At 71.1% G+C, this 26,831-nt stretch carries 25 protein-coding genes; 4 read left to right on the top strand and 21 right to left on the bottom strand.

Features of this window, described 5'->3' with window-relative positions; all coding sequences use genetic code 11:
• Positions 1–77: 77 nt before the first annotated feature.
• Positions 78–740: an O-methyltransferase gene (locus tag NOO62_RS07250; RefSeq protein ID WP_268770078.1), complete on the bottom strand. Its 663-nt coding sequence runs from the start codon at positions 738–740 to the stop codon at positions 78–80.
• A 70-nt stretch (positions 741–810) separates the two neighbouring features.
• Between NOO62_RS07250 and NOO62_RS07255 the strand changes: the two genes are divergently transcribed.
• Together NOO62_RS07255 and NOO62_RS07260 are read left to right on the top strand one after the other, a co-directional pair.
• Positions 811–1,455 (top strand): TetR/AcrR family transcriptional regulator, encoded by a 645-nt coding sequence (locus NOO62_RS07255; protein WP_268770079.1) that lies wholly within the window; start codon positions 811–813, stop codon positions 1,453–1,455.
• A 142-nt stretch (positions 1,456–1,597) separates the two neighbouring features.
• A complete protein-coding gene (locus tag NOO62_RS07260; protein ID WP_268770080.1) occupies positions 1,598–2,239 on the top strand; it encodes a hypothetical protein in 642 nt (213 codons plus the stop codon).
• A gap of 95 nt (positions 2,240–2,334) precedes the next feature.
• Here NOO62_RS07260 and NOO62_RS07265 read toward each other — a convergent pair whose 3' ends face one another.
• A complete protein-coding gene (locus NOO62_RS07265) occupies positions 2,335–3,777 on the bottom strand; it encodes an RsmB/NOP family class I SAM-dependent RNA methyltransferase (RefSeq protein ID WP_268770081.1) in 1,443 nt (480 codons plus the stop codon).
• A gap of 142 nt (positions 3,778–3,919) precedes the next feature.
• The gene (fmt, locus tag NOO62_RS07270) at positions 3,920–4,864 is read right to left on the bottom strand and encodes a methionyl-tRNA formyltransferase (protein ID WP_268770082.1); all 945 of its coding nucleotides are present in this window, start codon (positions 4,862–4,864) and stop codon (positions 3,920–3,922) included.
• Between the two features lie 282 nt (positions 4,865–5,146).
• Between fmt and NOO62_RS07275 the strand changes: the two genes are divergently transcribed.
• Positions 5,147–5,701: a hypothetical protein gene (locus NOO62_RS07275; RefSeq protein WP_268770083.1), complete on the top strand. Its 555-nt coding sequence runs from the start codon at positions 5,147–5,149 to the stop codon at positions 5,699–5,701.
• Positions 5,702–5,906: 205 nt separating this feature from the next.
• On the opposite strand, the gene NOO62_RS07280 is transcribed toward NOO62_RS07275, so the two are convergent.
• The 14 genes from NOO62_RS07280 to pyrR form a co-directional block, all read right to left on the bottom strand.
• Positions 5,907–8,096 carry a primosomal protein N' gene (locus NOO62_RS07280; RefSeq protein WP_268770084.1) on the bottom strand — a complete coding sequence of 730 codons (2,190 nt, stop codon included), beginning with the start codon at positions 8,094–8,096 and terminating at the stop codon, positions 5,907–5,909.
• 112 nt (positions 8,097–8,208) lie between these two features.
• Positions 8,209–9,417: a methionine adenosyltransferase gene (metK, locus tag NOO62_RS07285; RefSeq protein WP_268770085.1), complete on the bottom strand. Its 1,209-nt coding sequence runs from the start codon at positions 9,415–9,417 to the stop codon at positions 8,209–8,211.
• A gap of 334 nt (positions 9,418–9,751) precedes the next feature.
• Positions 9,752–10,996 (bottom strand): bifunctional phosphopantothenoylcysteine decarboxylase/phosphopantothenate--cysteine ligase CoaBC, encoded by a 1,245-nt coding sequence (gene coaBC / locus NOO62_RS07290; RefSeq protein ID WP_268770086.1) that lies wholly within the window; start codon positions 10,994–10,996, stop codon positions 9,752–9,754.
• Between the two features lie 57 nt (positions 10,997–11,053).
• Entirely contained in the window at positions 11,054–11,326 is a 273-nt protein-coding gene (gene rpoZ / locus NOO62_RS07295; protein WP_005319902.1) for a DNA-directed RNA polymerase subunit omega, read from the bottom strand.
• Positions 11,327–11,386: 60 nt separating this feature from the next.
• Positions 11,387–11,980 carry a guanylate kinase gene (gene gmk / locus NOO62_RS07300; RefSeq protein ID WP_268770087.1) on the bottom strand — a complete coding sequence of 198 codons (594 nt, stop codon included), beginning with the start codon at positions 11,978–11,980 and terminating at the stop codon, positions 11,387–11,389.
• Between the two features lie 38 nt (positions 11,981–12,018).
• A complete protein-coding gene (locus NOO62_RS07305; protein ID WP_055564204.1) occupies positions 12,019–12,345 on the bottom strand; it encodes an integration host factor in 327 nt (108 codons plus the stop codon).
• A gap of 255 nt (positions 12,346–12,600) precedes the next feature.
• Positions 12,601–13,446, bottom strand: coding sequence for an orotidine-5'-phosphate decarboxylase (gene pyrF, locus NOO62_RS07310; RefSeq protein ID WP_268770088.1), 846 nt, complete (start codon positions 13,444–13,446; stop codon positions 12,601–12,603).
• Entirely contained in the window at positions 13,443–14,558 is a 1,116-nt protein-coding gene (locus tag NOO62_RS07315; protein ID WP_268770089.1) for a quinone-dependent dihydroorotate dehydrogenase, read from the bottom strand. Before NOO62_RS07315 ends, pyrF begins: the two co-directional genes overlap by 4 nt.
• Before the next feature lie 85 nt (positions 14,559–14,643).
• Positions 14,644–17,952, bottom strand: a complete 3,309-nt coding sequence (gene carB, locus NOO62_RS07320; RefSeq protein ID WP_268770090.1) for a carbamoyl-phosphate synthase large subunit — start codon at positions 17,950–17,952, stop codon at positions 14,644–14,646.
• Positions 17,945–19,087 carry a glutamine-hydrolyzing carbamoyl-phosphate synthase small subunit gene (carA, locus tag NOO62_RS07325; protein WP_268770091.1) on the bottom strand — a complete coding sequence of 381 codons (1,143 nt, stop codon included), beginning with the start codon at positions 19,085–19,087 and terminating at the stop codon, positions 17,945–17,947. The genes carB and carA overlap by 8 nt, the downstream gene beginning before the upstream one ends.
• Positions 19,084–19,656: a hypothetical protein gene (locus NOO62_RS07330; protein ID WP_268770092.1), complete on the bottom strand. Its 573-nt coding sequence runs from the start codon at positions 19,654–19,656 to the stop codon at positions 19,084–19,086. The genes carA and NOO62_RS07330 overlap by 4 nt, the downstream gene beginning before the upstream one ends.
• Positions 19,653–20,939 (bottom strand): dihydroorotase, encoded by a 1,287-nt coding sequence (locus NOO62_RS07335; protein WP_268770093.1) that lies wholly within the window; start codon positions 20,937–20,939, stop codon positions 19,653–19,655. The genes NOO62_RS07330 and NOO62_RS07335 overlap by 4 nt, the downstream gene beginning before the upstream one ends.
• A gap of 4 nt (positions 20,940–20,943) precedes the next feature.
• Positions 20,944–21,930, bottom strand: a complete 987-nt coding sequence (locus tag NOO62_RS07340) for an aspartate carbamoyltransferase catalytic subunit (protein ID WP_268770094.1) — start codon at positions 21,928–21,930, stop codon at positions 20,944–20,946.
• Positions 21,931–22,015: 85 nt separating this feature from the next.
• On the bottom strand, positions 22,016–22,597 hold the full coding sequence (gene pyrR / locus NOO62_RS07345; protein ID WP_268770095.1) for a bifunctional pyr operon transcriptional regulator/uracil phosphoribosyltransferase PyrR: 582 nt from the start codon (positions 22,595–22,597) through the stop codon (positions 22,016–22,018).
• A gap of 224 nt (positions 22,598–22,821) precedes the next feature.
• On the opposite strand from pyrR, the gene bldD reads away from it, so the two are divergent.
• Entirely contained in the window at positions 22,822–23,322 is a 501-nt protein-coding gene (gene bldD / locus NOO62_RS07350; protein ID WP_030787240.1) for a transcriptional regulator BldD, read from the top strand.
• A gap of 211 nt (positions 23,323–23,533) precedes the next feature.
• Here the strand turns inward: bldD and nusB are convergent, their stop codons facing one another.
• The 4 genes from nusB to NOO62_RS07370 form a co-directional block, all read right to left on the bottom strand.
• Positions 23,534–23,968 carry a transcription antitermination factor NusB gene (nusB, locus tag NOO62_RS07355; protein ID WP_268770096.1) on the bottom strand — a complete coding sequence of 145 codons (435 nt, stop codon included), beginning with the start codon at positions 23,966–23,968 and terminating at the stop codon, positions 23,534–23,536.
• Between the two features lie 2 nt (positions 23,969–23,970).
• Entirely contained in the window at positions 23,971–24,537 is a 567-nt protein-coding gene (gene efp / locus NOO62_RS07360) for an elongation factor P (protein WP_268770097.1), read from the bottom strand.
• A gap of 58 nt (positions 24,538–24,595) precedes the next feature.
• Positions 24,596–25,708, bottom strand: a complete 1,113-nt coding sequence (locus tag NOO62_RS07365; RefSeq protein ID WP_268770098.1) for an aminopeptidase P family protein — start codon at positions 25,706–25,708, stop codon at positions 24,596–24,598.
• Positions 25,709–25,800: 92 nt separating this feature from the next.
• On the bottom strand, positions 25,801–26,694 hold the full coding sequence (locus tag NOO62_RS07370) for a Pro-rich N-terminal domain-containing protein (protein ID WP_268770099.1): 894 nt from the start codon (positions 26,692–26,694) through the stop codon (positions 25,801–25,803).
• Positions 26,695–26,831: the final 137 nt, after the last annotated feature.

Below are 26,831 nucleotides of genomic sequence, written 5' to 3' on the forward strand. Positions count from 1 at the left end.
TCAGCCATCCGAGGGAGAGCGGGCCGTACGCCTGATCCTCCGGAAACGGCCTGACCGGCCAGAACGGCCGGAACGGCCTAGAGGCGGCAGCTGATCTCCATCCCGTCCTCCACGGGGAACGTGACGCTCTGGTAGCCGTTCCGGGGGTCACGGACGTAGTCGAGGTAGGGCGCGAGGTCCTCCAGGTCGACGTCGTCGGCGACGACGAGGGTGCCGGGCGCGAGACGTGGTTCGAGGAGTCGCAGGACCGGCAGGCACAGGTCCTTCCAGCCGTCGAGCAGGACGAAGTCCGCGGAGCCGTCGACCGCGGCGAGGGTGTCGCGGGCGTCTCCTTCGAGGACGGTGATCAGGTCGTCGAGACCCGTCTCGGTGAACGTCCGGCGGGCGGCGGCGGCCTTGGCGGCGCTCAGTTCCGTACTGATCACGTGCCCCGTCCCGTTGTCGCGCACCGCGGCGGCGAGGTGGAGCGTGGATATGCCGAAGGACGTGCCGAACTCGACGACGGTGGCGGGGCGGACGGCCCGGATCAGGTTGTAGAGAAGACGGCCGCCCTGGGCGGAGATCGGCATGTACACCTCCGCCTTGGCGTCGGCCTGCTCCTGCGGGCCGAGGGGCGCGGAACCCTGGGGCAGCGCCGCCCTGATCCGCCTGCTGGTCTCCTCGTCCTGCTCGGCACTGCGGAACATCCGGTCGAGGGCGGAGGCGACGCGGGGGTCTTCGAGCGTGTTGGTGGGTGTCATGAACCTAGGCTAGACGCACCGTTGCGTAGCGTCTAGAGGTTCTGGCCTACGCTGGCCCCGGGAGGCAGACATGGGACAGGGAAGTACGACCGCCGCCACGGCCCGGCCGGAACCGGCCGCACGCCACCACGGCAACAGGCACGGCCGCAGCGAACAGGCCCGGCAGGCGGTGCTTGAGGCGGTCGACGACCTCTTGGTGGAGAAGGGCTTCACCGGCGTCACCATCGAGGGCATCGCCGCGCGGGCGGGCGTAGCCAAGCAGACCGTCTACCGCTGGTGGAAGACCAAGACCGACATCCTCCTGGACGCCTTCCTCCAGGACGCGGCCGAAGCGCTGACTCCGCCGGACCAGGGCGACCTGGCGGCGGATCTACGCGCCCACCTGCGCCAACTGGCCCTGTTCCTCACCGAGTCAGACGCGGGTGCTGTCTTCAGGGCCCTGATCGGGCATGCCCAGCACGATCCCGCGTTCGCCGCCACCCTGCGGTCCGCGTACCTGGACGAGCAGCGCCGACGCGACCGGCTCCCGCTGGAACGTGCGGTGGCACGCGGCCGGCTCGCCGCGGGACTCGACATGGCGGCCGAGATCGACCAACTCGTGGGACCGGTCTACCACCGCGTCCTGGTGACGGCGGAACCCGTCGACGAGGCTTTCACCGACCGCCTCGTCGAGGCGTTCCTGCACCGCGTGGACGCAGCGGCGGACCCCGGCTGACCGACACCTACCTCGAGAGGGGCGGGGCGTACCTCGTTCGGATGGTGCTGTGCGTCGCTGCGCGTCGTGCCGGTGCCGCGCGGGGAGGACGTGGACGTATGCGTGCCGGCAGCCGGCTTGGCGCGATGCTCCTGGAGGAATCATGGCCAAACCCTCGAAGGCTCTCGTCCGCCCCGGGCGGTCGCGGTACATGAACCTCGCCCGAGTCGGGCTCGGCAGCGCGATCCTGTTGCTCTCGGGCACGGTCGACGCATCCGCTGCTGAACTGCCTGCCGAGGCCAGGACGGTGCTGGAACACATCGAGGCCAACGGCGGCAAGTTGTCGGACAGCGATCGCGCCACACTACGGAAGTATCCGAAGGTGGCGAACATGGTCCACGATCCGGCGGCCGGCACAGCGCGGTTCCGGACGGTGCCCGACCCCGCGAGCGCGCGGGGCGTCAGAGGCCGGCAATGCTGGATCTCCGAGGGCCACCATCACGCGAAGACCGCTCTCGGATTCACCTTCTACAAGTTCTTCCACCGCGCCGACTGGTGCTCGGACGGGCAGAACGTACTCGGCGTGCACTACCGCGAATACCGGAAGGAGGAAGTGAGCTCCCACGCGGTGTGGCGCGGCCTGGAGGAGGATTCCGTGACCCCTTCCCCGGCGCGAGAAGTTCGCTCCCGCATGAGGGCACAGTTCGAGAACTGCGTCATCAAATGCATCAGCACCACCCATCCATGGGTCCAACTCAACCTGCGCGGCGACGGCTTCTGGTGGCCCGCGTCAGGCGAGAACTGATCCACTGACCGACGGATGAGCGGCCCGTACTGAAGCACGGCGGCGGACAGGGCGGTCCGGCTAATCGAGTCGGGGCCATCACGATCCGGCAGCCGTCAGGCGGTGCGCCGGATCAGCGCCAGATACATCGCGTCCGTCCCGTGCAGATGCGGCCACAGCTGTACGTCGGGCCCGTCGCCCAGTGCCGGAACGTCCTGCATCAGGGGCCGCGCGTCGACGAGTTCGGCGCCGCCACCGTGTTTGAGTACGTCGTCCACGACGGCCCGCGTCTCGGCGAGGTGCGGGGAGCACGTGGCGTATCCGACGATGCCGCCGACCCGCACCGACTCCAACGCCGTGCGCAGCAGCCCGCGCTGGAGCGGGGCGAAGCCGTCCAGGTCCTGCGGGCGGCGGCGCCAGCGGGCCTCGGGGCGGCGTCGCAGGGCGCCGAGTCCCGTGCAGGGCACGTCCATCAGGACGCGGTCGAAGGTGCCGGGCCGCCACGGCGGGCGGGTGCCGTCGGCCGCGACGACCTGGTAGGGGCCGGGGTTCCCGGCGAGCGCCTGGGCGACGAGACCGGCCCGGTGCGGCTGCTTCTCGGCGGCGAGCAGGACGGCGCCGCGCTGGGCGGCGATACCGGCGAGCAGGGCCGCCTTGCCGCCGGGGCCCGCGCAGCCGTCGAGCCACTTCTCGTCGGGGCCGTCCAGCGGGGCGTTCGCGAGTGCGAGCGCGACGAGCTGGCTGCCCTCGTCCTGCACGCCCGCGCGCCCCTCGCGCACGGCCTCCAGGGCACCGGGCTCGCCGCCCTCGCTGAGCCGCACGGCATACGGCGACCAGCGTCCGGGCAGCGCGGAGTCCTCTCCGACGGATTCGAGGAGTTCCTCGGCGGTGGCGCGGCCGGGGCGCGCCACGAGCGTCACCTCGGGCCGCTCGTTGTCCGCCTCCAGCAGGTCCTCGATGCCGGCGCGGCCGCCGCCGAGGGAGTCCCACAGCGCCGAGACGACCCAGCGGGGATGCGAGTGGACGACGGCGAGGTGGTCCTCGGCGTCCTCGTCGTACGGCGGCGCGACCTTCTCCACCCAGCCGTCGAGGTCGTCCTGGGAGACCTTGCGCAGCACGGCGTTGACGAACTTGGCGCGCCCGTCGCCGAGCACGACGCGGGCCAGCTCCACCGAGGCGGAGACGGCGGCGTGCGTCGGGATGCGCGTACCGAGCAGCTGGTGCACGCCGAGGTTGAGCACGTCGAGGACCGGCGGGTCGACCTCGCGCAGCGGCCGGTCGATGCAGGCCGCGACGATCGCGTCGTACGTCCCCTGGCGGCGGAGCGTTCCGTAGACCAGCTCGGTGGCGAGCGCCGCGTCCCGCGCGTCGAAGTCGCCCTTCTCGCGCGCCTTGCGGAGCAGGGGCGGCAGGACGAGGTTCGCGTACGCGTCACGCTCGTCGACCGCCCGCAGCGCCTCGAACGCGAGGAAGCGGACGGGGTCCTTCTGGGGGCGGCGGTAGGGCTTGCCGGACTTCCCGGAGGGCTTACGGGGTGGCCGGTTCGGCTGGTCGTTCAAAGGTGCTCCGCTGCTGGGACGGGTCGAATGCTGGAACGGGGCCCGATTGCTGGGATCGGTCCGGATGCTGCGATGGGTCCGATTGCTGGAATCGGTCCGAATGCTGCGTTGGATCCGATTGCTGAAATCGGTCCGAACCCACTCAGCCTACGTCGCTGTGCCCCATCCGCTCACCCGGGGCGATCCGAACCCCGCGCGCCCAGTCCGCGCCGCGCATCGGCTTCTTGCCCTGCGGCTGGACCCAGAGCAGCTCGACGGCGTGCGAACCGGAACCGACGTGGACGTTGTTCTTGGCGGCGGCGATCTCACCGGGCGCGAGGTCGGTGCGGTCCTGGACGGGCGCGGCCTGGATGATCTTCAGCCGCTCGCCGCGGAACACGGTCCAGGCGCCGGGCGCGGGAGTGCAGCCGCGCACGACCCGGTCGACCCGCATCGCGGGCGCCGCCCAGTCCACCTGGGCGTCCTCGACGGTGATCTTCGGGGCGAGGGTGACGCCGTCCGCGGGCTGCGACACCGCCTTGAGGCTGCCGTCCTCGATGCCGTCCATGGTCGCGACCAGCAGCCCGGACCCCGCGAACGCGAGACGCGTGAGCAGGTCCCCGCTGGTGTCGGTCGGCCGCACCGCTTCGGTGACCGTCCCGTACACGGGCCCGGAGTCGAGGCCCTGCTCGATCAGGAACGTGGAGGCGCCGGTGATCTCGTCGCCCGCCATCACCGCGTGCTGCACCGGCGCGGCGCCGCGCCACGCGGGCAGCAGCGAGAAGTGCAGGTTGACCCAGCCGCGGGCCGGGATGTCCAGGGCAGCCTTCGGCAGCAGCGCGCCGTACGCGACGACGGGGCAGCAGTCGGGGCCGATCTCGCGCAGCCGCGCCAGGAAGTCCTCGTCGCGCGGCTTCGCGGGCTTGAGCACCTCGATGCCCGCCTCCTCGGCGCGCTCGGCGACCGGGCTCGCGACCAGCCTGCGGCCCCGTCCCGCGGGCGCGTCCGGGCGGGTCACCACGGCGGCCACCTCGTGCCGGTCGGAGGCGATCAGGGCGTCCAGTGCGGGGACGGCTACCTCGGGAGTGCCTGCGAAGACAAGCTTCACTGAGGGGTACCTCGGATCTCTGGTGAGGGGTGGTCAGGGGTGGGGCGACGGCAGCACACCAGTCTATGGGCCGCGCACGGACCCCGCCCGGGCCGGTCGTCCTCGCGCCGCCGCGGCCCCCGCCGCCGGGGGCGTACGAAGCGCCGCGCGCCCTGTGCATATGCATATGCGCCCCTGCACCGTGACCCCACACGAACTAGCGCGTTGGTCAAGAAAGAGTTGACCACAACGGGCCGCCGACGCGGCCCGATCCTTTTCAACGCCGGTTCGAGAGGCTTGTTCATGGCCGACCACGCAACCCACGACGCCCAGGCACGGGCGAGCCTGCACCTCCTGGTGCGGGACATCGAGCGGGTCCGCCGGCAGGTGGACGCGCTGCGCACCCTCACCGCGCAGCTCGGCAACGTCTACCGCCCGCGCCGCTCCAGCCCGTCCGCGGGCTTCGTCGTGTACGGGCGGGCCCCCGCCCCGACCGTCCGTCTCGCCCAGGAACTCCGGGACAGCGTCGAGACGCTGGTCACCGCGGCGGTGGACTTCGACCGCTCGCTGGGGTTCTCGTGGGACGCGGTGGGCTCGGCCCTCGGCGTCACCAAGCAGGCGGTCCACCGCCGTTACGGCGCGCGACGGGCCACCACGCAGGCGGCGGCCGAGGCGGAGCGCGCGGCGGAGACCCCTGCGCCCACGGTCACGTCGACGGCCACGCGTCCCCTCCCGGTCGGTGTCCCGCTGCCGTCCGTACCCGCGGCCCGCACGATGCCGACCCAGCCCACGGCGGGCAGCCCCACGCTCCGCGACGAGCCCAGGCCGAGCGCGTTCCCCGGCCCCCGCAACGGCTGACGCCGACGGCTGCCCCACTCCACCCCACCAACCGCTGCCCTCTCGCTCCTCCGCCAAGGACGAGGGGGCAGCTTCCTGCGCAGGCACCGTTCCGCCAACTCGGCCGACGGCCAAAGCCCAGCCGATGCCCAGAGCTGAGCCGACGCCCAGCCCAGCCGATACCCAGAGCTGAGCCGACGCCCAAAGCCCCACCCCTGTCCGCAGCTCAGCCGATGTCCAGCGGATCCACCCGCACCCGCACCGCCTCTCCCCCGGCCTCCCGCGCGCCCTTCGCCCCCCGGGCCATCCGCGCCGCCTGCGCCGTCTTCAACGCAGCGGCGAGTGCGGCACCGCTGCCCGGCGGCACCCGGATCAGCACCCGCTCCCACAGCTCCGCCCCGGACGGCGCACCCGCACCGCCCCGCGCCCCCCCGGCACCGGCAGGACCACCACCCGCACCACCCCACACCGGAACCGGCCCCAACACCACCGCGTCCCCCGGCAGTTCCGCGCCGGACAGGAACTCCGTGAGCGCCTCCGGCGGGCCGGACACCGATGCCATGCGCGACACCGGCGGGAAGCCCAGTTCGGCGCGTTCCGCGAGTTCCCGTACCGCGTGGCCCACCGGATCCCACCGCACCAGCGCCTGCACGGGTCGCAGGGTCGGCTCGGCCACGACCACCACCGTGCCGCCCGCGCCCTGCGGACGGACCAGTGACGCGGCGCCGACCCACCGCCGCAGCGCGTCCTCGCCCGCCCGCAGGTCGGGGCGGCCCAGCATGGCCCAGCCGTCGAGCAGCAGGGCGGCCGCGTAACCGCCCTCGGCCACGGGCTCCGCCCCCGGTGTGCTCACGACCAGCGCCGGCGCCCCCGGCACCGTGTCGAGGACCTGCTCGCGGCCCGAAGTCCGCACCGGCACCGCCGGGAACGCCCGGCCCAGCTCCTCCGCTGTCCTGCGCGCCCCGACGACCTGCGCCCGCAGCCGGAACCCGCCGCAGGACTCGCAGTGCCAGGAAGCCTCCTCCACCCCGCACCAACCGCACCGCAGCGCGGATCCGCTTTCCTGCGCCTCCAGCGGCCCCGCGCACCGCCGGCAGCGCGCGGGCTCACGGCACCGCTCGCAGGCGAGCCGCGGCACATAACCACGCCTCGGCACCTGCACCAGGACGGGCCCGTGCTTCAGGCCCTCCCGTGCGACCTGCCAGGCCAGCGTCGGCAGCCGCGCCGCCCGCGCCGCCTCGTCCCGCGCGAGGTCCAGGTCGCCCACGGTCCGTACGAGCGGCGCGGCCCCCCGTACCTGCTCGCGGTCGGCGACGAGCGGCGCGGCCCACCCGCTCTCGACGAGCTGGGCCGCCTCCACCGTGCAGCTCCAACCCCCCAGCAAAAAGCCGCACTTGTCGCGTGTCGCCCGCAGTTCAAGGACTTCCCGCACATGGGGGAACGGGGCGCGGTCGTCGCTGTGGTTGGAGTCCCCGTCGTCCCATACGACGACGAGGCCCAGGTTCCGTACGGGCGCGAACATGGCGGCCCGGGTGCCGACGACGGCCCGCACGGTCCCGCGCCGCACGGAGAGCCACTCCTGATAGCGCCGCTCCTGCCCGGCGTCGGCGGTGAGCAGCGCATGCTGCCCCGGGCCGAGCAGTCCGGTCAGCGCGGCGTCCACGCGCGCGGCGGGCCGCCCGGTCGGCACGACGACGAGCGCGCCCCGCCCGGAGGCGAGGGTGGCCTGCACGGCACGGGCGATCTCCTCGGCCCACTGCGGCCCCGGCAACGCCGTCCACACGGCGCGGGGCGCACCCCCCGAGGCGAGGGAACGCAAGAAATCGGGGCCGTGCCCATACCTCCCCCAACTCCCCGGTTCGGGCGCGGCCGGCGGGGCGGGCGGCTCGGGGGCCGCCTTGGACTCGGCACGCGCGTGCCGGGGCGGCACGGCGAGCTGCAGCACATCGGCGAGGCTGCCCGCGTAACGGTCGGCCACGGCCCGCGCCAGTTCCAGGAGCCCGGAGTCGAGCACCGGCTCCGGCGACACGACCTGGGCCAGGGCCGCCAACGGCCCCGTGTACTCCGTCTCCGCGCACCGCTCGACGATGAACCCGTCGATCAGCCCGCCCCCCTCGCGCCGCCCCTGCCGCACGTTCCGCGACCCGGCCCCGAACCGCACCCGGACGCGCACCCCGGGCTGCGCGTCGGCGTCCAGCTCCTCCGGCACGGCGTAGTCGAAATAGCGGTCGAGGTGCAGTACGCCCTTGTCCACGAGCACCCGCGCGACCGGCAGCTCCTTGGCCAGCGCGGCCCCCCGCCAGGTCCGGGGCTTGGCACGCGGCACCTTGGCCCTGCGCACCGACTCACGAATCAGCGCGAGCTGCTCCGGCTCCTCGGCTCCCCCACCCTCGAACGCTTCGTTCTCCCTGCTCACAGCTGCATTCCTACCAGACCGCACTGACACGACCGCCCGGCCGTGAAAACGCCGAGGCCCGGCACCCCCGCAGGGATACCGGGCCTCGACCGTGACCGGGAGAGCGCGGGAACTACAGCCCCGCAGCCTTCCGCAGCGCCTCCACACGGTCCGTGCGCTCCCACGTGAAGTCGGGGATCGCCCGGCCGAAGTGGCCGTACGCCGCGGTCTGCGAGTAGATCGGGCGGAGCAGGTCGAGGTCGCGGATGATCGCGGCCGGGCGCAGGTCGAAGACCTCACCGATGGCCGTCTCGATCTTGTCCGTGTCGACCGTGGCCGTGCCGAACGTCTCGACGAAGAGGCCGACCGGCTCGGCCTTGCCGATCGCGTACGCGACCTGGACCTCGCAGCGGGCCGCGAGGCCGGCGGCGACGACGTTCTTGGCGACCCAGCGCATCGCGTACGCGGCCGAGCGGTCCACCTTGGACGGGTCCTTGCCGGAGAAGGCACCGCCGCCGTGGCGGGCCATGCCGCCGTACGTGTCGATGATGATCTTGCGGCCGGTGAGACCGGCGTCGCCCATCGGGCCGCCGATCTCGAAGCGTCCGGTCGGGTTGACCAGCAGGCGGTAGCCCTCGGTCTCCAGCTTGATGCCGTCCTCGAGGAGGGCCTTCAGCTCGGGCTCGACCACGAACTCACGGATGTCGGGGGCCAGGAGCGAGTCCAGGTCGATGTCCGAGGCGTGCTGGGACGAGACCACGACCGTGTCGAGACGGACGGCCTTGTCGCCGTCGTACTCGATGGTGACCTGGGTCTTGCCGTCGGGGCGCAGGTAGGGGATGGTCCCGTTCTTGCGCACCTCGGAGAGGCGGCGCGAGAGGCGGTGCGCGAGGTGGATCGGGAGCGGCATGAGCTCCGGGGTCTCGTCGCAGGCGTAGCCGAACATCAGGCCCTGGTCGCCCGCGCCCTGCTTGTCGAGCTCGTCCTCATCGCCCTCGACGCGCTTCTCGTACGCCGTGTCGACGCCCTGCGCGATGTCGGGGGACTGCGAGCCGATGGACACCGAGACGCCGCAGGAGGCGCCGTCGAAGCCCTTCTTCGAGGAGTCGTAACCGATCTCGAGGATCTTGTCGCGCACGAGCTGCGCGATCGGCGCGTACGCCTTCGTCGTGACCTCGCCGGCCACGTGGACGAGGCCCGTGGTGATCAGCGTTTCCACGGCGACCCGGGAGGTCGGGTCCTCCCGCAGAAGTGCGTCGAGAATGGTGTCGCTGATCTGGTCAGCGATCTTGTCGGGGTGACCCTCGGTCACAGACTCCGAGGTGAAGAGGCGCCGGGACACATCGCTCCCTGTGGTTGCAGCGGCTGCTGGCTGATCATGGGTGGACGGCCGGGAGCTGCGCCCGGCGTCGTCCGAGACCAGTTTATCGGTCACACTCGGCCGCCGGGCCACATGTCTCGCCACTTGGGAGCCTTGTGACCTGCGACACTGCGTTGAGCGGTACGAAGATCGACCCCCACCGGCGAGCCTCGTGCCCCGTTTTGCCGGGTTTGAGGCGCCCGATGGGGCGAAGATGACATTGAGCCCTGCCCGTGGACACCCCGTCAAGACAGGTGCTCGATTATGGCCGAGTTCCGGATGGTGAGACGAAGAGCACGGACCGCGCCGCGTGAAGTCAGGCGAGACGCTGCGCGACCAGGTCCCAGACGGTGTCCGCGAGGGCTTCCTTGGGTCCGTGCGGCACCGGCGTCTCGCTGCCGTCCGCTCCGAGCACGACGGCCTCGTTCTTCTCGGAGCCGAAGGTCTTGCGCTCGCCGACCTCGTTGACGACCAGCAGGTCGCAGCCCTTGCGGGCGAGCTTGGCGCGGCCGTTGGCCAGCACGTCGTCCGTCTCCGCGGCGAAGCCGACGACGACCTGGCCGGGTCGGAGCCTGTCCCCCGCGATCTCGGCGAGGACGTCGGGATTGCGGACCAGGGCGATCGGCGCGGGATCCTGGCCGTCCTTCTTCTTGATCTTTCCTGTGGCGTACGTCTCGGGGCGGAAGTCGGCCACGGCGGCCGCCATGACCACCGCGTCGGCGTCGGCGGCGGCCTTCACGACGGCCTCGCGCAGCTGCACGGCGGTGCCGACCGGCACGACGTCCACGCCCGCCGGGTCGGGCAGCGCCGCGTTGGCGGCGACGAGCGTGACACGGGCGCCGCGGGCGGCCGCGCTGCGGGCGAGCGCGTAGCCCTGCTTGCCCGAGGAGCGGTTGCCGAGGAAGCGGACCGGGTCGAGGGGCTCGCGGGTGCCGCCGGCGCTGACGACGACGTGGCGGCCCGCGAGGTCCTGGGTCAGGTCCTTGCGCGCGAGGACACGGCGTACGACCTCGAAGAGCTCGACGGGGTCCGGGAAGCGGCCCTTGCCGGTGTCGACACCGGTGAGGCGGCCGACCGCGGGTTCGATCACCAGCGCGCCGCGGCGGCGCAGCGTGGCCACGTTCTCCTGGGTGGCGGGGTGCTCCCACATCTCGGTGTGCATGGCGGGGGCGAAGACCACCGGACAGCGGGCCGTCAGGAGTGTGTTGGTGAGGAGGTCGTCGGCGAGTCCGTGGGCCGCCTTGGCGAGCATGTCGGCGGTGGCGGGGGCGACGATCACGAGGTCGGCGTGCTGACCGATGCGGACGTGCGGCACCTCGTGGACGTCGGACCAGACCTCGGTGGAGACGGGGTGGCCGGAGAGCGCGGACCAGGTCGCGGCGCCGACGAAGTGCAGCGCCGACGCGGTCGGCACGACCCGTACGTCATGGCCGGACTCGGTCAGCCGCCGCAGCAGCTCGCACGCCTTGTAGGCGGCGATGCCGCCGCTGACCCCCAGGACTACCTTCGGCTTCTCGGCCACTGCCTCTGTCTCCCCGCACTCGGATGCGTACTGCTCCATGACACACCACAGGCCCGGCAGTCGTGCTGCCGGGCCTGTGGTGAAGGTACGAAACGCTTACTGCGCCGGGCCCTCGATGGCCTCGGACGTCAGCAGACCCGCGTTGATCTCGCGGAGCGCGATCGAGAGCGGCTTCTCGTGGACGTGCGTGTCCACGAGGGGGCCGACGTACTCCAGGAGGCCCTCACCGAGCTGCGAGTAGTACGCGTTGATCTGACGCGCGCGCTTGGCGGCGTAGATCACGAGGCTGTACTTCGAGTCGGTGGCTTCGAGCAGCTCATCAATCGGCGGGTTGATGATGCCCTCGGGCGCGGTGATGGAAGAGGACACTCTCTGCCTTCCGATGGGGTCAAATGATGTCAGGACCAGAGGTCGAGACACTGTTAAAGATCAAAGAACTTTCATCAAGGCTAGCAGATCACGGGCCACGTCCTCGACGGAGGTATTGACCAGCGTCGTGTCGAACTCGGCTTCGGCGGCGAGCTCCACCTTGGCGGCGGCGAGCCTGCGCTCGATGACCTCGGGTGCCTCGGTCCCGCGGCCGGTGAGCCGGCGGACCAGCTCGTCCCAGCTCGGCGGGGCGAGGAAGACGAGCTGCGCCTCGGGCATCGACTCGCGCACCAGGCGAGCGCCCTGGAGGTCGATCTCCAGGAGGACGGGCTCGCCCGCCTCCAGGCGGTCGAGGACCGCGCGGCGCGGGGTTCCGTAGCGGTTGCCCGCGAATTCGGCCCACTCCAGGAGCTCGCCGTTGGCGATCAGCTTGTCCATCTCGTCGTCGGAGACGAAGAAGTACTGGACACCGTGGTTCTCACCCGGCCGCGGCTTGCGGGTGGTGGCCGAGACGGAGAGCCAGACCTCGGGGTGTTCTTTGCGCATATGAGCGACGACCGTGCTCTTGCCGACCCCGGAGGGGCCGGAGAGCACGGTCAGCCGCGGACGTACGTCCGGGGGCACGGGGGTCGTCCCCCGGGATGTTGCAGCCATGCAGCGATTATCCAGGTTCTCAGGAGTGCCTGAGAACATCAGCCGGCGGCACCCCCACCGAACTCTCGCTCGAGCGACGCAATCTGGTTGGAGCCGAGACCGCGCACACGGCGGCTCTCGGAGATGCCAAGACGCTCCATGATCTGCTTGGCGCGGACCTTGCCCACGCCCGGCAGGGACTCCAGGAGGGCGGAGACCTTCATCTTGCCGATGACATCGTTCTCCTGGCCCTGCTTGATGACCTCGTGAAGCGAGGCACCGGAGTGCTTGAGTCGATTCTTGACCTCGGCCCGCTCCCGGCGAGCCGCGGCGGCCTTTTCGAGCGCGGCTGCGCGCTGTTCAGGGGTAAGGGGCGGAAGAGCCACGCCTACGTCACCTCGGATGTCGAACTGTCGGATACGGACCGGTGTGGAACCTAGTCGCCCCACACCTGGTGAGCAACGTGCAACGCGCTTGCCCGTTCGCTCTCGTCGGAGACTAGCGGGCATGGCCGCCGGAGTCAGCGAGAACAGACGAAAAGTCCTGGTCAGCCTGCACCGAGCCGTACATATCGGGCATTTCTCCCCGGTTTTGGCCGGGGAGACGTCAAAGAAACATAAGGACGGGCCCCGTTACCCCGCTCAGCGCGGGTCGACAGCCGCCCTGATCTCGTCCGCGAAGCGCGTCGCGGAGTCCCGCAGGCCCGTGACGTCGGGTCCGTGCCGCAGCACTCCACGGCTGACGTTCGGGACGACGTTGCGCACCGCGGCGCCGAAGACCGAGGGAAGGTCGGCCGGGGTCGCGCCCTGGGCGCCGATGCCGGGAGCCAGCAGCGGGCCGTTGATCGCCAGGTCGTACGAGGACAGGTCCCCCAGCGTGGCGCCGACGACCGCGCCGAAGGACCCCAGGGGCTCCGCTCCCGCGTTCTCGGCGGCGAGGTGGCCGAGGACCGTGGCGCCGACCGTGCGGCCGTCCTCGCGCACCGCGTGCTGCACCTCGGCGCCCTCGGGGTTGGAGGTGAGGGCGAGCACGAAGAGCCCGGCACCGTTCTCGCGCGCGAGGTCGACGGCCGGCTTCAGGGAGCCGTACCCGAGGTAGGGCGAGACGGTGAGCGCGTCGCTGAACAGCGGTGAGTCCTTGTGCAGGAAGGTCTCGGCGTACGCGGCCATGGTCGAGCCGATGTCGCCGCGCTTGGCGTCCATGACGATCAGGGCGCCGGCCGCCCGCAGCTCCTCGACCGCCTTCTCCAGGACGGCGATGCCGCGCGAGCCGAAGCGCTCGAAGAACGCGCTCTGCGGCTTGAACACCGCGACGGTCCCGGCGAGTGCCTCCACGACGGTCCGCGTGAACCGCTCCAGGCCCGCGATGTCGTCGTTCAGGCCCCACGCGGTCAGGAGCGAGGCGTGCGGGTCGATGCCGACGCACAGGGGGCCGCGCTCGTCCATGGCGTGGCGCAGGCGTGTGCCGAAGGGCTCCAGGGGACTCATGCGGTGACCTCGGGCTTCCTCACATCGGCGCCGACCGCGTCGGCGAGGGTGGCGTACGGGCTCGTGCGCAGGCGCGCGGCGAGGCCCTTGTGGATGGCGCGGCCCCAGAAGGGCCCTTCGTAGATGAAGGCGCTGTAGCCCTGGATGAGGGTGGCGCCCGCGAGGATGCGCTGCCAGGCGTCCTCGGCGTTCTCGATGCCGCCGACGCCCACGAGCGTGATCCGGTCGCCCACGCGCGCGTAGAGGCGCCTCAGGACCTCCAGGGAGCGCTCCTTGAGGGGCGCGCCGGACAATCCGCCGGTCTCTCCGTAGAGGTCGGGCGCGGAGGCCAGACCCAGGCTCTCGCGGGCGATGGTGGTGTTCGTGGCGATGATGCCGTCAAGGCCGAGCTCGACGGCGAGGTCGGCGACCGCGTCGATGTCGTCGTCGGCCAGGTCCGGCGCGATCTTGACGAGCAGCGGGACGCGGCGGCCCTCGACGCTGCGGTCGGCGGCCTCGCGCACGGCGGTCAGGAGGGGGCGCAGCGACTCGGTGGCCTGGAGGTTGCGCAGGCCGGGGGTGTTGGGCGACGAGACGTTGACGACGAGGTAGTCGGCGTGGCGGGCGAGGCGCTCGGTCGACTTCACGTAGTCGGCGGCCGCATCGTCCTCGGGGACGACCTTGGTCTTGCCGATGTTCACGCCGACGACGGTCTTGAAGACGGCCTTGCGGGACGCCAGGCGCTCCGCGACGGCCGCGGAGCCCTCGTTGTTGAAGCCCATGCGGTTGATGAGCGCGCGGTCCGGGACGAGGCGGAAGAGGCGCTTCTTGGGGTTGCCGGGCTGCGGCTCGCCGGTGACCGTGCCGATCTCGATGTGGTCGAAGCCGAGCATCGACATGCCGTCGATCGCCACGGCGTTCTTGTCGAAGCCCGCGGCGAGCCCGAAGGGCCCGTGCATCCGGAGCCCGAGGGCTTCGGTGCGCAGCTCCTTGTGGCGGGGCGCGAGGACGGCCGCGACGAAGGTGCGGAGCACGGGGATGCGGGCGGCGCGGCGGATCCAGCGGAAGGCCAGGTAGTGGGCCTGCTCCGGGTCCATGCGCTGGAAGACGAGGTTGAAGAACAGTTTGTACATGGTGGGGTCCTCAGAGGTCCTCAGGTGGGCTCAGGCGTGCTCACCAGAAGGGGGACACCGTTTTCGGTGTCCCCCTTGTGGGCTGCTAGTCGCGGGTCGCGGTCAGGTGTTCCGCGTGTTCCTGGAGCGATCGGACGCCCACGTCGCCGTGGCTCAGCGCGTCGATGCCCTGGACGGCCGCGGCCAGCGCCTGGACGGTCGTCAGGCACGGCACGGAGCGCGACACGGCGGCCGTGCGGATCTCGTAGCCGTCGAGGCGGCCGCCGGTGCCGTACGGGGTGTTGACGATGAGGTCGACGCCGCCGTCGTGGATGAGCTGGACGATGGTCTTCTCCCCGTTCGGGCCCTCGCCCTCGGACTGCTTGCGCACGACCGTGGCGTTGATGCCGTTGCGCTTGAGGACCTCGGCCGTGCCGGACGTGGCGAACAGCTCGAAGCCGTGCGCGACCAGCTCACGCGCCGGGAAGATCATCGAGCGCTTGTCGCGGTTGGCGACGGAGATGAAGGCGCGGCCCTTGGTCGGCAGCGGGCCGTACGCGCCCGCCTGCGACTTGGCGTACGCGGTGCCGAACACCGAGTCGATGCCCATGACCTCGCCCGTGGAGCGCATCTCCGGGCCGAGGACGGTGTCGACGCCCGCGCCGTGGATGTCGCGGAAGCGCGACCACGGCATGACGGCCTCCTTGACTGAGATCGGCGCGTCCATGGGGAGCGTGCCGCCGTCACCCACCGCGGGCAGCATGCCCTCGGCGCGCAGCTCGGCGACGGTCGCGCCGAGCGAGATGCGCGCGGCGGCCTTGGCCAGCGGCACCGCGGTCGCCTTCGAGGTGAAGGGGACGGTGCGCGAGGCGCGCGGGTTGGCCTCGAGGACGTAGAGGATGTCGCCCGCCATGGCGAACTGGATGTTGATCAGTCCGCGTACGCCGACACCCTTGGCGATGCCCTCCGTGGAGGCCCGCAGGCGCTTGATGTCGAAGCCGCCGAGCGTGATCGGGGGCAGCGCGCACGCCGAGTCGCCGGAGTGGATGCCGGCCTCCTCGATGTGCTCCATGACGCCGCCGAGGTAGAGCTCCTCGCCGTCGTAGAGCGCGTCCACGTCGATCTCGATGGCGTCGTCGAGGAAGCGGTCGACGAGGACCGGCCGCGAGGGGCTGATCTCGGTCGACTCCTCGATGTACGCCGAGAGCCGGGTCTCGTCGTACACGATCTCCATGCCGCGGCCGCCGAGCACGTAGGAGGGGCGCACCAGGACGGGGTAGCCGATCTCGTCGGCGATCGCCTTGGCTTCCGCGAACGTCGTGGCGGTGCCGTGCTTGGGCGCTGGGAGGCCGGCCTCCGCGAGCACGCGGCCGAAGGCGCCGCGGTCCTCGGCGGCGTGGATGGCCTCGGGCGGGGTGCCGACGACCGGCACGCCGTTGTCCTTGAGGGCCTGTGCGAGGCCGAGCGGGGTCTGGCCGCCGAGCTGGACGATGACGCCCGCGATGGGGCCCGCCTGCGCCTCGGCGTGGACGATCTCCAGGACGTCCTCGAGCGTGAGCGGCTCGAAGTACAGGCGGTCGGACGTGTCGTAGTCCGTCGAGACGGTCTCGGGGTTGCAGTTGACCATCACGGTCTCGTAGCCCGCGTCGCTGAGCGCGAAGGAGGCGTGGACGCAGGAGTAGTCGAACTCGATGCCCTGGCCGATGCGGTTCGGGCCCGAGCCGAGGATGATCACCGCGGGCTTCTCGCGCGGCGCGACCTCGCTCTCCTCGTCGTACGAGGAGTAGAAGTACGGGGTCTTCGCGGCGAACTCGGCGGCGCAGGTGTCGACCGTCTTGTAGACCGGGCGCACGCCGAGGGCCTGGCGCACTTCGCGCACCACGTCTTCCCGCAGGCCGCGGATCTCGGCGATCTGGGTGTCGGAGAAGCCGTGCCGCTTGGCCTCGGCCAGCACGTCGGCGTCCAGGCGCTCGGTGGCGGCGAGCTCGTCGGCGAGTTCCTTGATCAGGAAGAGCTGGTCGACGAACCAGGGGTCGATCTTCGTGGCGTCGAAGACCTCCTCGGGCGTGGCGCCCGCGCGGATGGCCTGCATGACGGAGTTGATGCGGCCGTCGGTGGGGCGCACCGCCTCGCGCAGCAGCTCGGCCTTGTCGCCGGGCTCGCCGACGAAGGTGAACTGCGAGCCCTTCTTCTCCAGGGAGCGCAGCGCCTTCTGGAGGGCCTCGGTGAAGTTGCGGCCGATGGCCATGGCCTCGCCGACGGACTTCATGGTGGTCGTCAGGGTCGAGTCCGCCGAGGGGAACTTCTCGAAGGCGAAGCGCGGGGCCTTGACCACCACGTAGTCGAGGGTCGGCTCGAAGGAGGCCGGGGTCTTCTCGGTGATGTCGTTCGGGATCTCGTCCAGCGTGTAGCCGACGGCCAGCTTGGCGGCGATCTTCGCGATCGGGAAGCCGGTGGCCTTGGAGGCGAGCGCGGAGGACCGGGACACGCGCGGGTTCATCTCGATGACGATGACCCGGCCGTCCTCGGGGTTCACCGCGAACTGGATGTTGCAGCCGCCGGTGTCGACGCCGACCTCGCGGATGATCGCGATGCCGACGTCGCGCAGGATCTGGTACTCGCGGTCGGTCAGCGTCATCGCGGGCGCGACGGTGATCGAGTCGCCCGTGTGGACGCCCATCGGGTCGAAGTTCTCGATGGAGCAGACGACCACGACGTTGTCGTTCCTGTCGCGCATCAGCTCCAGCTCGTACTCCTTCCAGCCGAGGATGGACTCCTCCAGGAGCACCTCGGTGGTCGGCGAGAGCGTGAGGCCCTGGCCTGCGATGCGGCGCAGCTCTTCCTCGTCGTGCGCGAAGCCGGAGCCCGCGCCGCCCATGGTGAAGGACGGGCGGACGACCACGGGGTAGCCGCCGAGCTCGTCGACGCCCTTGAGGACGTCGTCCATGGAGTGGCAGATGTACGAGCGGGCGGACTCGCCGTGCCCGATCTTCTTCTTGACCTCTTCGACGACGCCCTTGAAGAGGTCGCGGTCCTCACCCTTGTTGATGGCCTCGACGTTGGCTCCGATGAGTTCGACGCCGTACTTCTCCAGGACGCCCTGCTCGTGCATGGAGATGGCCGTGTTGAGGGCCGTCTGGCCGCCCAGCGTGGGGAGGAGCGCGTCGGGGCGCTCCTTGGCGATGATCTTCTCGACGAACTCGGGGGTGATCGGCTCGACGTACGTGGCGTCGGCGATCTCCGGGTCGGTCATGATCGTCGCCGGGTTGGAGTTCACGAGGATGACGCGCAGGCCCTCGGACTTGAGGACGCGGCACGCCTGGGTGCCGGAGTAGTCGAACTCGGCGGCCTGGCCGATGACGATCGGGCCGGAGCCGATGACCAGGACGGACTGGATATCGGAGCGCTTAGGCACGCTGGCCCTCCATCAGAGATACGAAGCGGTCGAAGAGGTACGCGGCGTCGTGCGGGCCCGCGGCCGCCTCGGGGTGGTACTGGACGCTGAACGCCGGCTGGTCGAGGAGCTGGAGCCCCTCGACGACCTGGTCGTTCAGGCAGACGTGGGAGACCTCGGCGCGGCCGTGGGGCGTGTCGCTGACCTTGTCGAGGGGCGCGTCGACGGCGAAGCCGTGGTTGTGCGCGGTGACCTCGACCTTGCCGGTCGTGCGGTCCTGCACCGGCTGGTTGATGCCGCGGTGGCCGTACTTCAGCTTGTACGTGCCGAAGCCGAGGGCGCGGCCGAGGATCTGGTTGCCGAAGCAGATGCCGAACAGCGGCGTCTTCCGCTCGAGGACGGCGGACATGAGCGCGACGGGGCCTTCGGCGGTGGCCGGGTCGCCGGGGCCGTTGGAGAAGAAGACTCCGTCGGGGGCGACGGCGTACACGTCCTCCTCGGTGGCCGTGGCGGGCAGCACGTGGACCTCGATGCCGCGCTCCGCCATGCGGTGCGGGGTCATGCCCTTGATGCCGAGGTCGATGGCGGCGACGGTGAACCGCTTCTCGCCGACCGCGGGGACGACGTAGGCCTCCTTGGTGGCGACCTCCTCGTACAGGCTGGCGCCCTTCATCTGGGGCTGTGCCTGGACGCGCTCGACGAGCTCGGCGTCGGTCGGCAGCGTCTCGCCGGAGAAGATGCCGGAGCGCATGGAGCCGCCCTCGCGCAGGTGGCGGGTGAGGGCGCGGGTGTCGATGCCGCTGATGCCGACGATGTTCTGGGCGGCCAGCTCGTCGTCGAGGGAGCGCTTTGCGCGCCAGTTCGAGGGGATGCGGGCCGGGTCGCGGACCACGTAGCCGGAGACCCAGATGCGGCCCGACTCGTCGTCCTCGTCGTTCCAGCCCGTGTTGCCGATCTGCGGGGCGGTGGCGACGACGATCTGGCGGTCGTACGAGGGGTCGGTCAGGGTCTCCTGGTAGCCGGTCATGCCGGTGGAGAACACCGCTTCGCCGAAGGTCTCCCCCACGGCCCCGTAGGCACGACCGCGGAAGATGCGGCCGTCCTCCAGGACGAGTACGGCGGGAGCCTTGCTGGCTCCCCTGGTGGAGGTCGTCATCGTGCGGTGCCTTCCGTCGTGCTGTTCGTGTCGATCATGTTGTTGAGCGTCTCGACCCACTCCGCCTGCTCGGCGGCGTGGTCCGAGCGGAAGCCGGAGTCGAGCTGCTTCCCGCCGTGTTCCCACGTGACGATCAGGAGACCGCCCTCCGTGAGGACCTTGCCCGCGATGCCCTTGTCGAGGCGGGCCTCGCGCAGCTGTGCGACCGGGATGAAGAAGTCGGTCGCGCCGGGGCGTACGACGTCCAGGCCCGCGTCGGTGAGCGTCAGCTCGACGCGGCTGCGGGTGCCGAGGCCGTGCGCCACGATGCGGTCGAGCCACTGCCCTGCCGTGGTCGAGCCGTGGTACCTGCCGCTCAGCTCAAGTTTCACCGGACCCTGCTCGGTCGGCGCGCCGGGCAGCTCGGGCAGGTCGCCCTGGAGCGTGCCGCGCCACTTCCAGCCCTCGCGCATCAGCCAGTAGACGAGCGCGATGAAGAGCAGCAGTCCGACGACCCAGCCGAGGCGCGCGGCCCAGTCGGTCACCTCCGCCGACTCTTTGTCGGCGGCCAGTTCCAGAAGTGATGTCACGTGAGCTTCCCGTCGACGAGCGTGGCCCGACCCCGGAGCCACGTGTGCGTGACGCGGCCCGGCAGCTCACGGCCTTCGTAGGGCGTGTTGCGGCTGCGCGAGGCGAAGCCCGCGGGGTCCACTGCCCCACGGTAATCGGCGTCGACCAGGACGAGGTTGGCGGGCTCACCTGCCGAGACGGGGCGTCCGTGACCGGCGGCCCCGCCGATCGCGGCGGGCTTGAAGGACATCCGCTCGGCGACGGCCTCCCAGGTGAGCAGGCCGGTCTCGACCATCGTCTGCTGGACCACGGAGAGTGCCGTCTCCAGGCCGACCATGCCCATGGCCGCCGCGGCCCACTCGCAGTCCTTGTCCTCGTGCGGGTGCGGGGCGTGGTCGGTGGCGACGATGTCGATCGTGCCGTCGGCCAGAGCCTCGCGCAGCGCCATCACGTCGCGCTCGGTGCGCAGCGGCGGGTTGACCTTGTAGACGGGGTTGTAGGAGCGCACCAGCTCATCCGTGAGGAGGAGGTGGTGGGGGGTGACCTCGGTGGTGACGTCGATGCCGCGGGACTTGGCCCAGCGCACGATCTCGACCGATCCCGCGGTCGACAGGTGGCAGATGTGCACCCTGGAGCCCACGTGCTCGGCGAGCAGCACGTCGCGCGCGATGATCGACTCCTCGGCGACGGCGGGCCAGCCGCCGAGGCCCAGCTCGGCGGAGACGACGCCCTCGTTCATCTGGGCGCCCTCGGTGAGCCGCGGTTCCTGCGCGTGCTGCGCGACGACGCCGCCGAATGCCTTCACGTACTCCAGGGCGCGCCGCATGATCACGGCGTCGTCGACGCACTTGCCGTCGTCGGAGAAGACGGTGACCCCGGCGGCGGACTCGTGCATGGCGCCGAGCTCGGCGAGCTTCTTGCCCTCCAGGCCGACGGTGACGGCGCCGATGGGCTGCACGTCGCAGTAGCCGGATTCCTTGCCGAGCCGGTAGACCTGCTCGACGACGCCGGCGGTGTCGGCGACGGGGAAGGTGTTGGCCATGGCGAACACGGCGGTGTAGCCACCGGAGGCGGCGGCGCGCGTGCCGGTCAGGACGGTCTCGGAGTCCTCGCGGCCCGGCTCTCGCAGGTGGGTGTGGAGGTCGACGAGGCCCGGCAGGAGCACCTTGCCGTCCGCCTCGACGATCTCGGCGCCGTCGGCGGAGAGTCCCGTGCCCACGGCCTCGATCGTCTCGCCGTCGATGAGGACGTCCTGCGCCTCGCCGCCCAGTACCTTCGCACCGCGGATCAGGATCTTGCTCATGTTCTTACTTCTCCTCGGAACCGGTGGGGCGGGTGTGTGTGACGGCGGGCTCGTTGCCGCCCAGAAGCAGGTAGAGGACGGCCATGCGGATGGAGACGCCGTTGGCGACCTGCTCGACGACCGTGCAGCGGTCGGAGTCGGCGACCTCGGCGGTGATCTCCATGCCGCGGACCATCGGGCCCGGGTGCATGACGATGGCGTGCTCGGGCATCTTCGCCATGCGCTCGCCGTCCAGGCCGTAGCGGCGGGAGTACTCGCGCTCGGTGGGGAAGAACGCGGCGTTCATGCGCTCGCGCTGCACCCGCAGCATCATCACGGCGTCGGACTTGGGCAGCACCCGGTCCAGGTCGTAGCTGACCTCGCAGGGCCACTGCTCGACGCCGACCGGCACGAGGGTGGGCGGGGCGACGAGGGTGACCTCGGCGCCGAGGGTGTGCAGCAGGTCGACGTTGGAGCGGGCGACGCGGCTGTGCAGGATGTCGCCGACCAGGGTGATGTGCCTGCCCGCCAGGTCCTGGCCGAGGCCGGCGTCGGGGCCGACGAGGCGGCGGCGCATGGTGAAGGCGTCGAGGAGGGCCTGGGTGGGGTGCTGGTGGGTGCCGTCGCCCGCGTTGATGACGGCGGCGTCGATCCAGCCGGAGGTCGCCAGGCGATAGGGCGCTCCGGAGGCGCCGTGCCGGATGACGACGGCGTCGACGCCCATCGCCTCCAGGGTCTGCGCGGTGTCCTTCAGGGACTCGCCCTTGGAGACGCTCGAGCCCTTGGCGGCGAAGTTGATGACGTCGGCGGAGAGGCGCTTCTCGGCGGCCTCGAAGGAGATCCGGGTCCGGGTGGAGTCCTCGAAGAAGAGGTTGACCACGGTGCGGCCGCGCAGGGCGGGCAGCTTCTTGATCGGCCGGTCGGCGACGCGCGCCATCTCCTCGGCCGTGTCGAGGATGAGGACGGCGTCGTCGCGTGAGAGGTCGGCGGCCGAGATGAGGTGTCGCATCATCTGCGTGTACTCCGGTGTGTGGAGGTCTGCGGGCGCGCGGGCGCGCAGGGGTGTGCCCCTGGGCCCGTGAGGGAGGAAACCGGTCTTACGCGGAGGCGGGCTTGGCGCCGAGCAGCACGGCGTCGCGGCCGTCCTCCTCGGCGAGCTGCACCTTGACCGTCTCCCGCAACGACGTGGGGAGGTTCTTGCCCACGTAGTCGGCACGGATGGGCAGTTCGCGGTGGCCGCGGTCGACGAGGACGGCGAGCTGGACCGCGCGGGGGCGGCCGATGTCGTTCAGCGCGTCGAGGGCGGCGCGGATGGTGCGGCCGGAGAAGAGCACGTCGTCGACGAGGACGACCAGGCGGCCGTCGATGCCGTCACCGGGGATGTCGGTGCGGGCCAGCGCGCGCGGGGGGTGCATGCGCAGATCGTCGCGGTACATGGTGATGTCGAGGGAGCCGACCGGGATCGTGCGGCCGGTGATCTCTTCGAGCTTCTCGGCGAGCCTGCGGGCGAGGAAGACGCCACGCGTGGGGATGCCGAGGAGGACCACGTCGTCGGCGCCCTTGGCGCGCTCGACGATCTCGTGGGCGATGCGGGTCATTACCCGCGCGATGTCCGGGCCCTCGAGTACGGGGCGCGCGACAGCGGAGTCTGCGGAGTCTTTGGTGTCCTGCGTGTCCATATGAAACGGACCTCCTTCTCCGCCTCACGGGACGGACTTTAAAGGACGTCGAAATTGCGCCAGCCAGTCTACCAGCACTTACGACCGGGCACGTCATCAGCCTCCACCGAAGGGGCGGTAAGGACCTTTCGGCTTGACGCAGGCAAGTAACGCTGCGTAACCTCACAGTGAGTTACCAGCCACGCGGCGGAGCCGCCTGATTGTCGCAGCGTCCGGGGAGCTATATGTCCAGCGAATACGCCAAGCAGCTCGGGGCCAAGCTCCGCGCGATCCGCACCCAGCAGGGCCTTTCCCTCCACGGAGTCGAGGAGAAGTCCCAGGGACGCTGGAAGGCGGTCGTCGTGGGGTCGTACGAGCGCGGCGACCGTGCCGTGACCGTGCAGCGCCTCGCCGAGCTGGCGGACTTCTACGGCGTCCCGGTCCAGGAGCTCCTGCCCGGTACGGCGCCCGGTGGCGCCGCTGAGCCGCCGCCGAAGCTCGTGCTCGACCTGGAGCGTCTTGCGCACGTCCCGCAGGAGAAGGCGGGCCCGCTGCAGCGGTATGCCGCCACGATCCAGTCGCAGCGCGGTGACTACAACGGGAAGGTGCTGTCGATCCGCCAGGACGACCTGCGCACCCTCGCCGTGATCTATGACCAGTCGCCCTCGGTCCTGACCGAGCAGCTCATCAGCTGGGGCGTCCTGGACGCGGACGCGCGCCGCGCGGTCGCCCACGAAGAGGTCTGATCCGGCTCCGGGAGACTTCAGCAGAAACGTACCGCCGGGGTGCGGTGGCCGAAAGGCCGCCGCACCCCGGCGGTTTTCTGTGTCTTCCCCGCAGCTTTCTGTGTCTTCCCCGCGGCCGGTTACGCCACACCGGGAGAAAAGTCGGAGGGCCCGCAGCGTATTGCTGCGGGCCCTCCGTATGACGATGCCGAGGCTTTACGCCTCGGCTGCTCTACTCCTCGTCGCGGCGCAGGGACGGCTTGAGGTCCTTCAAGCGTCCGAGCAGACCGTTGACGAAGGACGGCGACTCGTCCGTGGAGAACTCCTTGGCGAGCTGGACCGCCTCGTCGAGCACCACCGCGTCGGGCGTGGCGTCCATCCAGATGAGTTCGTAGGCCCCGAGCCGCAGGATGTTGCGGTCGACGACCGGCATGCGGTCCAGGGTCCATCCGACGGCGTACTGCGAGAGGAGTTCGTCGATGCGGCGCTCATGATCCGCGTACCCCTCGACGAGCTCCATCGTGTACTCGCTCACCGGCGGCTGCCGGGTGTCGGACCGCGAGTGGCGCACCCAGTCCGCGAGGACCGTCAGGACGTCGGTACCGCGCTGGTCTGCCTCGAAGAGGATCTGGAAGGCGCGCTTGCGGGCCGTGTTACGAGCAGCCACGGTTAGCTGTTCACCCGGCCGAGGTAGCCGCTGTCACGGGTGTCGACCTTGATCTTCTCGCCCGTGGTGATGAAGAGCGGGACCTGGATCTGGTGGCCGGTCTCCAGCGTGGCGGGCTTGGTGCCGCCGGTGGAGCGGTCGCCCTGGACGCCCGGCTCGGTCTCCTGGATGACGAGCTCGACGGCGGCGGGGAGCTCGACGTAGAGAACCGAGCCCTCGTGCTGCGCGACGGAGGCGGTGAAGCCCTCGATCAGGAAGTTGGCGGCGTCGCCGACGGCCTTGCGGTCGACGTGCAGCTGGTCGTAGGTCTCCATGTCCATGAAGACGAAGTAGTCGCCGTCCATGTAGGAGAACTGCATGTCGCGCTTGTCAATCGTGGCCGTGTCGACCTTGACGCCGGCGTTGAACGTCTTGTCGACGACCTTGCCGGAGAGCACGTTCTTGAGCTTGGTGCGCACGAAGGCCGGGCCCTTGCCGGGCTTGACGTGCTGGAACTCGACGACGGACCAGAGCTGGCCGCCTTCGAGCTTGAGCACCAGGCCGTTCTTGAGGTCGTTCGTGGAAGCCACGGTTGCGGAATCTCCTGCACTGACTGACTGGTGGACGACCCAAGGCGCGCACGCGCCTTCAGAGCGCGAGCAGTTCCTTGGTCGTGATGGTGAGTAGCTCGGGTCCGCCGTCCGCCTCGGGGCGCACGACGAGCGTGTCATCGATCCGGACACCACCCCGGCCAGGGAGGTGAACCCCCGGTTCGACGGTGACCGGCACGCAGGCGTCCAGTTTACCCATGGCCGCGGGCGCCAATTGAGGGTCCTCGTCGATTTCGAGCCCTACGCCGTGTCCGGTGATCGGAGCGAGACCTTCCGCATAGCCCGCGGAGTCCAGTACGTGGCGTGCGGCGCGGTCGACGTCGCGGCAGGCGGCGCCGGGTGCGAGGGCCTCGCGGCCGGCCCGCTGGGCGGCGAAGACGACGTCGTACAACTCGATCTGCCAGTCTGCGGGTGACGTGCCGATGACGAACGTGCGCCCGATCTCGCACTGATAGCCGCGATAGCTCGCCCCCAGGCACACGGAGAGGAAATCGCCCTCCTCCACACGCCGGTCCGTGGGCCGATGGGCGCCCCTGCCGGAGTTCGGTCCCGTCCCGACCGAGGTCGCGAAGGCCGGCCCGTCCGCACCGTGGTCGACGAGGCGCCGCTCCAGCTCAAGCGCCAGATGCCGTTCCGTACGCCCCACGAGGATGGACTCGAGCAGTTCCCCCAGCGCCTGGTCGGCGATCTCGGCGGCGACCCGCAGACAGGACAGCTCGTCCTCGTCCTTGACGAGCCGCAACTGCTCGACGGCGGTCCCGAGGTCCATGAGCCGCAGCCGTGGCGCGACCGACCCGACGGCCCGGTGCCGGGCGACGGTCAGGTGATGCTCCTCAACGGCGAGCGAGTCGGCGCCCTGAGCGGTGGCGAGGTTGGCACCGGCGACGGCGGGATCGGCACTCGGCTCGGGCAGCAACTGCACCCGAAGCCCTCCGTCGGCCCGCCCCTCCCCATGCTCACCGCCGGGCGGACGCCCACACACCAGAACGTCCGTGTCCCCGTCCTTCCCGACAAGAAGCACGGCGCCGTCGGGCGCCGCACCCGCGAGATAGCGCACATTGGCGGGCCGGGACACGAGCGCCGCGCCACCACCCCCAGCAGCACACCGCTCCCGAACCCGCTCCCTGCGGACCGCGTACACCTCTGACATGGGGCGAGCCTAAAAGCCCGACCACCCCCCGGCCCGCCAGACGCGTCCGACCGGGCGTCATCCCTATGCCTGCCGAGGTGGGACCGCCCTCGCTACCACTGCGGCGGGCTGGCGATTGCTCGGGTCAGGACCTCGTCCAGGACTCGGGCCGTGGCGGGGACGTCCAGCTGGGAGTTGTCGATGATGGGGAGGCCCGAGCCGTACCAACCCGCCATGCGGCCGTGGATGCGGGCCACTTCCTCGTCCGTGAGGCGGCGGTTGCCGGTGCGTTCCGCGTTGCGTTCCAGGACGATTTCCAGGCCGGGGAGGAGGACCACGGGGAGCAGGCCCGGGCCCACGTGCCGTTTCCAGCCGCCGAGGCCGACGACCGGGCGGTCCGGGAAGACCGCGTCGTCGAGGATGCACGAGATGCCGTTGGCCAGGAAGTTCCGCGCGGCGAAGCCGCAGGTGCGGCGGGCCAGGCGGTACTGCGCCTCGGAGTGGTCGTTCCAGCCCGACTGGGGGTCGGCGAACCCCGAGCGGACCCATTCGCGTACGTCGTCGAGGCTGATGTGGGCCGTGGGCACGCGGCGGTGCTCCGCCCAGTACTTCGCCACGCTCGTCTTGCCCGCGCCCGCGGGGCCGATGAGGAGGACCGCGAGTGTCGTGGCGCCGGTGTCCGGTGGAGCCGCTCCCTGCGGGGGGCTCGGCATGGCCACGGGGCCGCCCGGCGGGAGTTGGATGTGGCTCGTCGTGCCGACGGGGGCCGGGGCGTCGGGTACGGGAGGCACCGGGGCCGGTCCGTGGAGGGGAGCCTGCGGCATCGGGGGCTGCCCCTGCGCGGCGTGCGGGGCGTGGCCGCCCGCGAACCCCGGCGTGGGAGGCGCGTGCGGCGCCGCTCCGGGAGGCGGAGCGGTCGGGTGGTGTGCGGCCTGCGACCAGCCGGTGGCCGGTCCGTGCCCCGGCTGATGGGGCGGCGGCAGCGGAGATCCCACTGCGTGCTGCATCCGGTGCCACTCCGTCTCGTGCGACTGTCGCTGGTAGGGCAGCGACCAGGCCGCCCGTTACCGAACGGTACCGTCCCCGGCCGCTGTTGTGTGAACGGCCGGGGAGGCCGAGACGTGCCCGTGGCCGAATCAGAAAG

It is taken from the genome of Streptomyces sp. Je 1-369 (assembly GCF_026810505.1).
GTDB lineage: Bacteria > Actinomycetota > Actinomycetes > Streptomycetales > Streptomycetaceae > Streptomyces.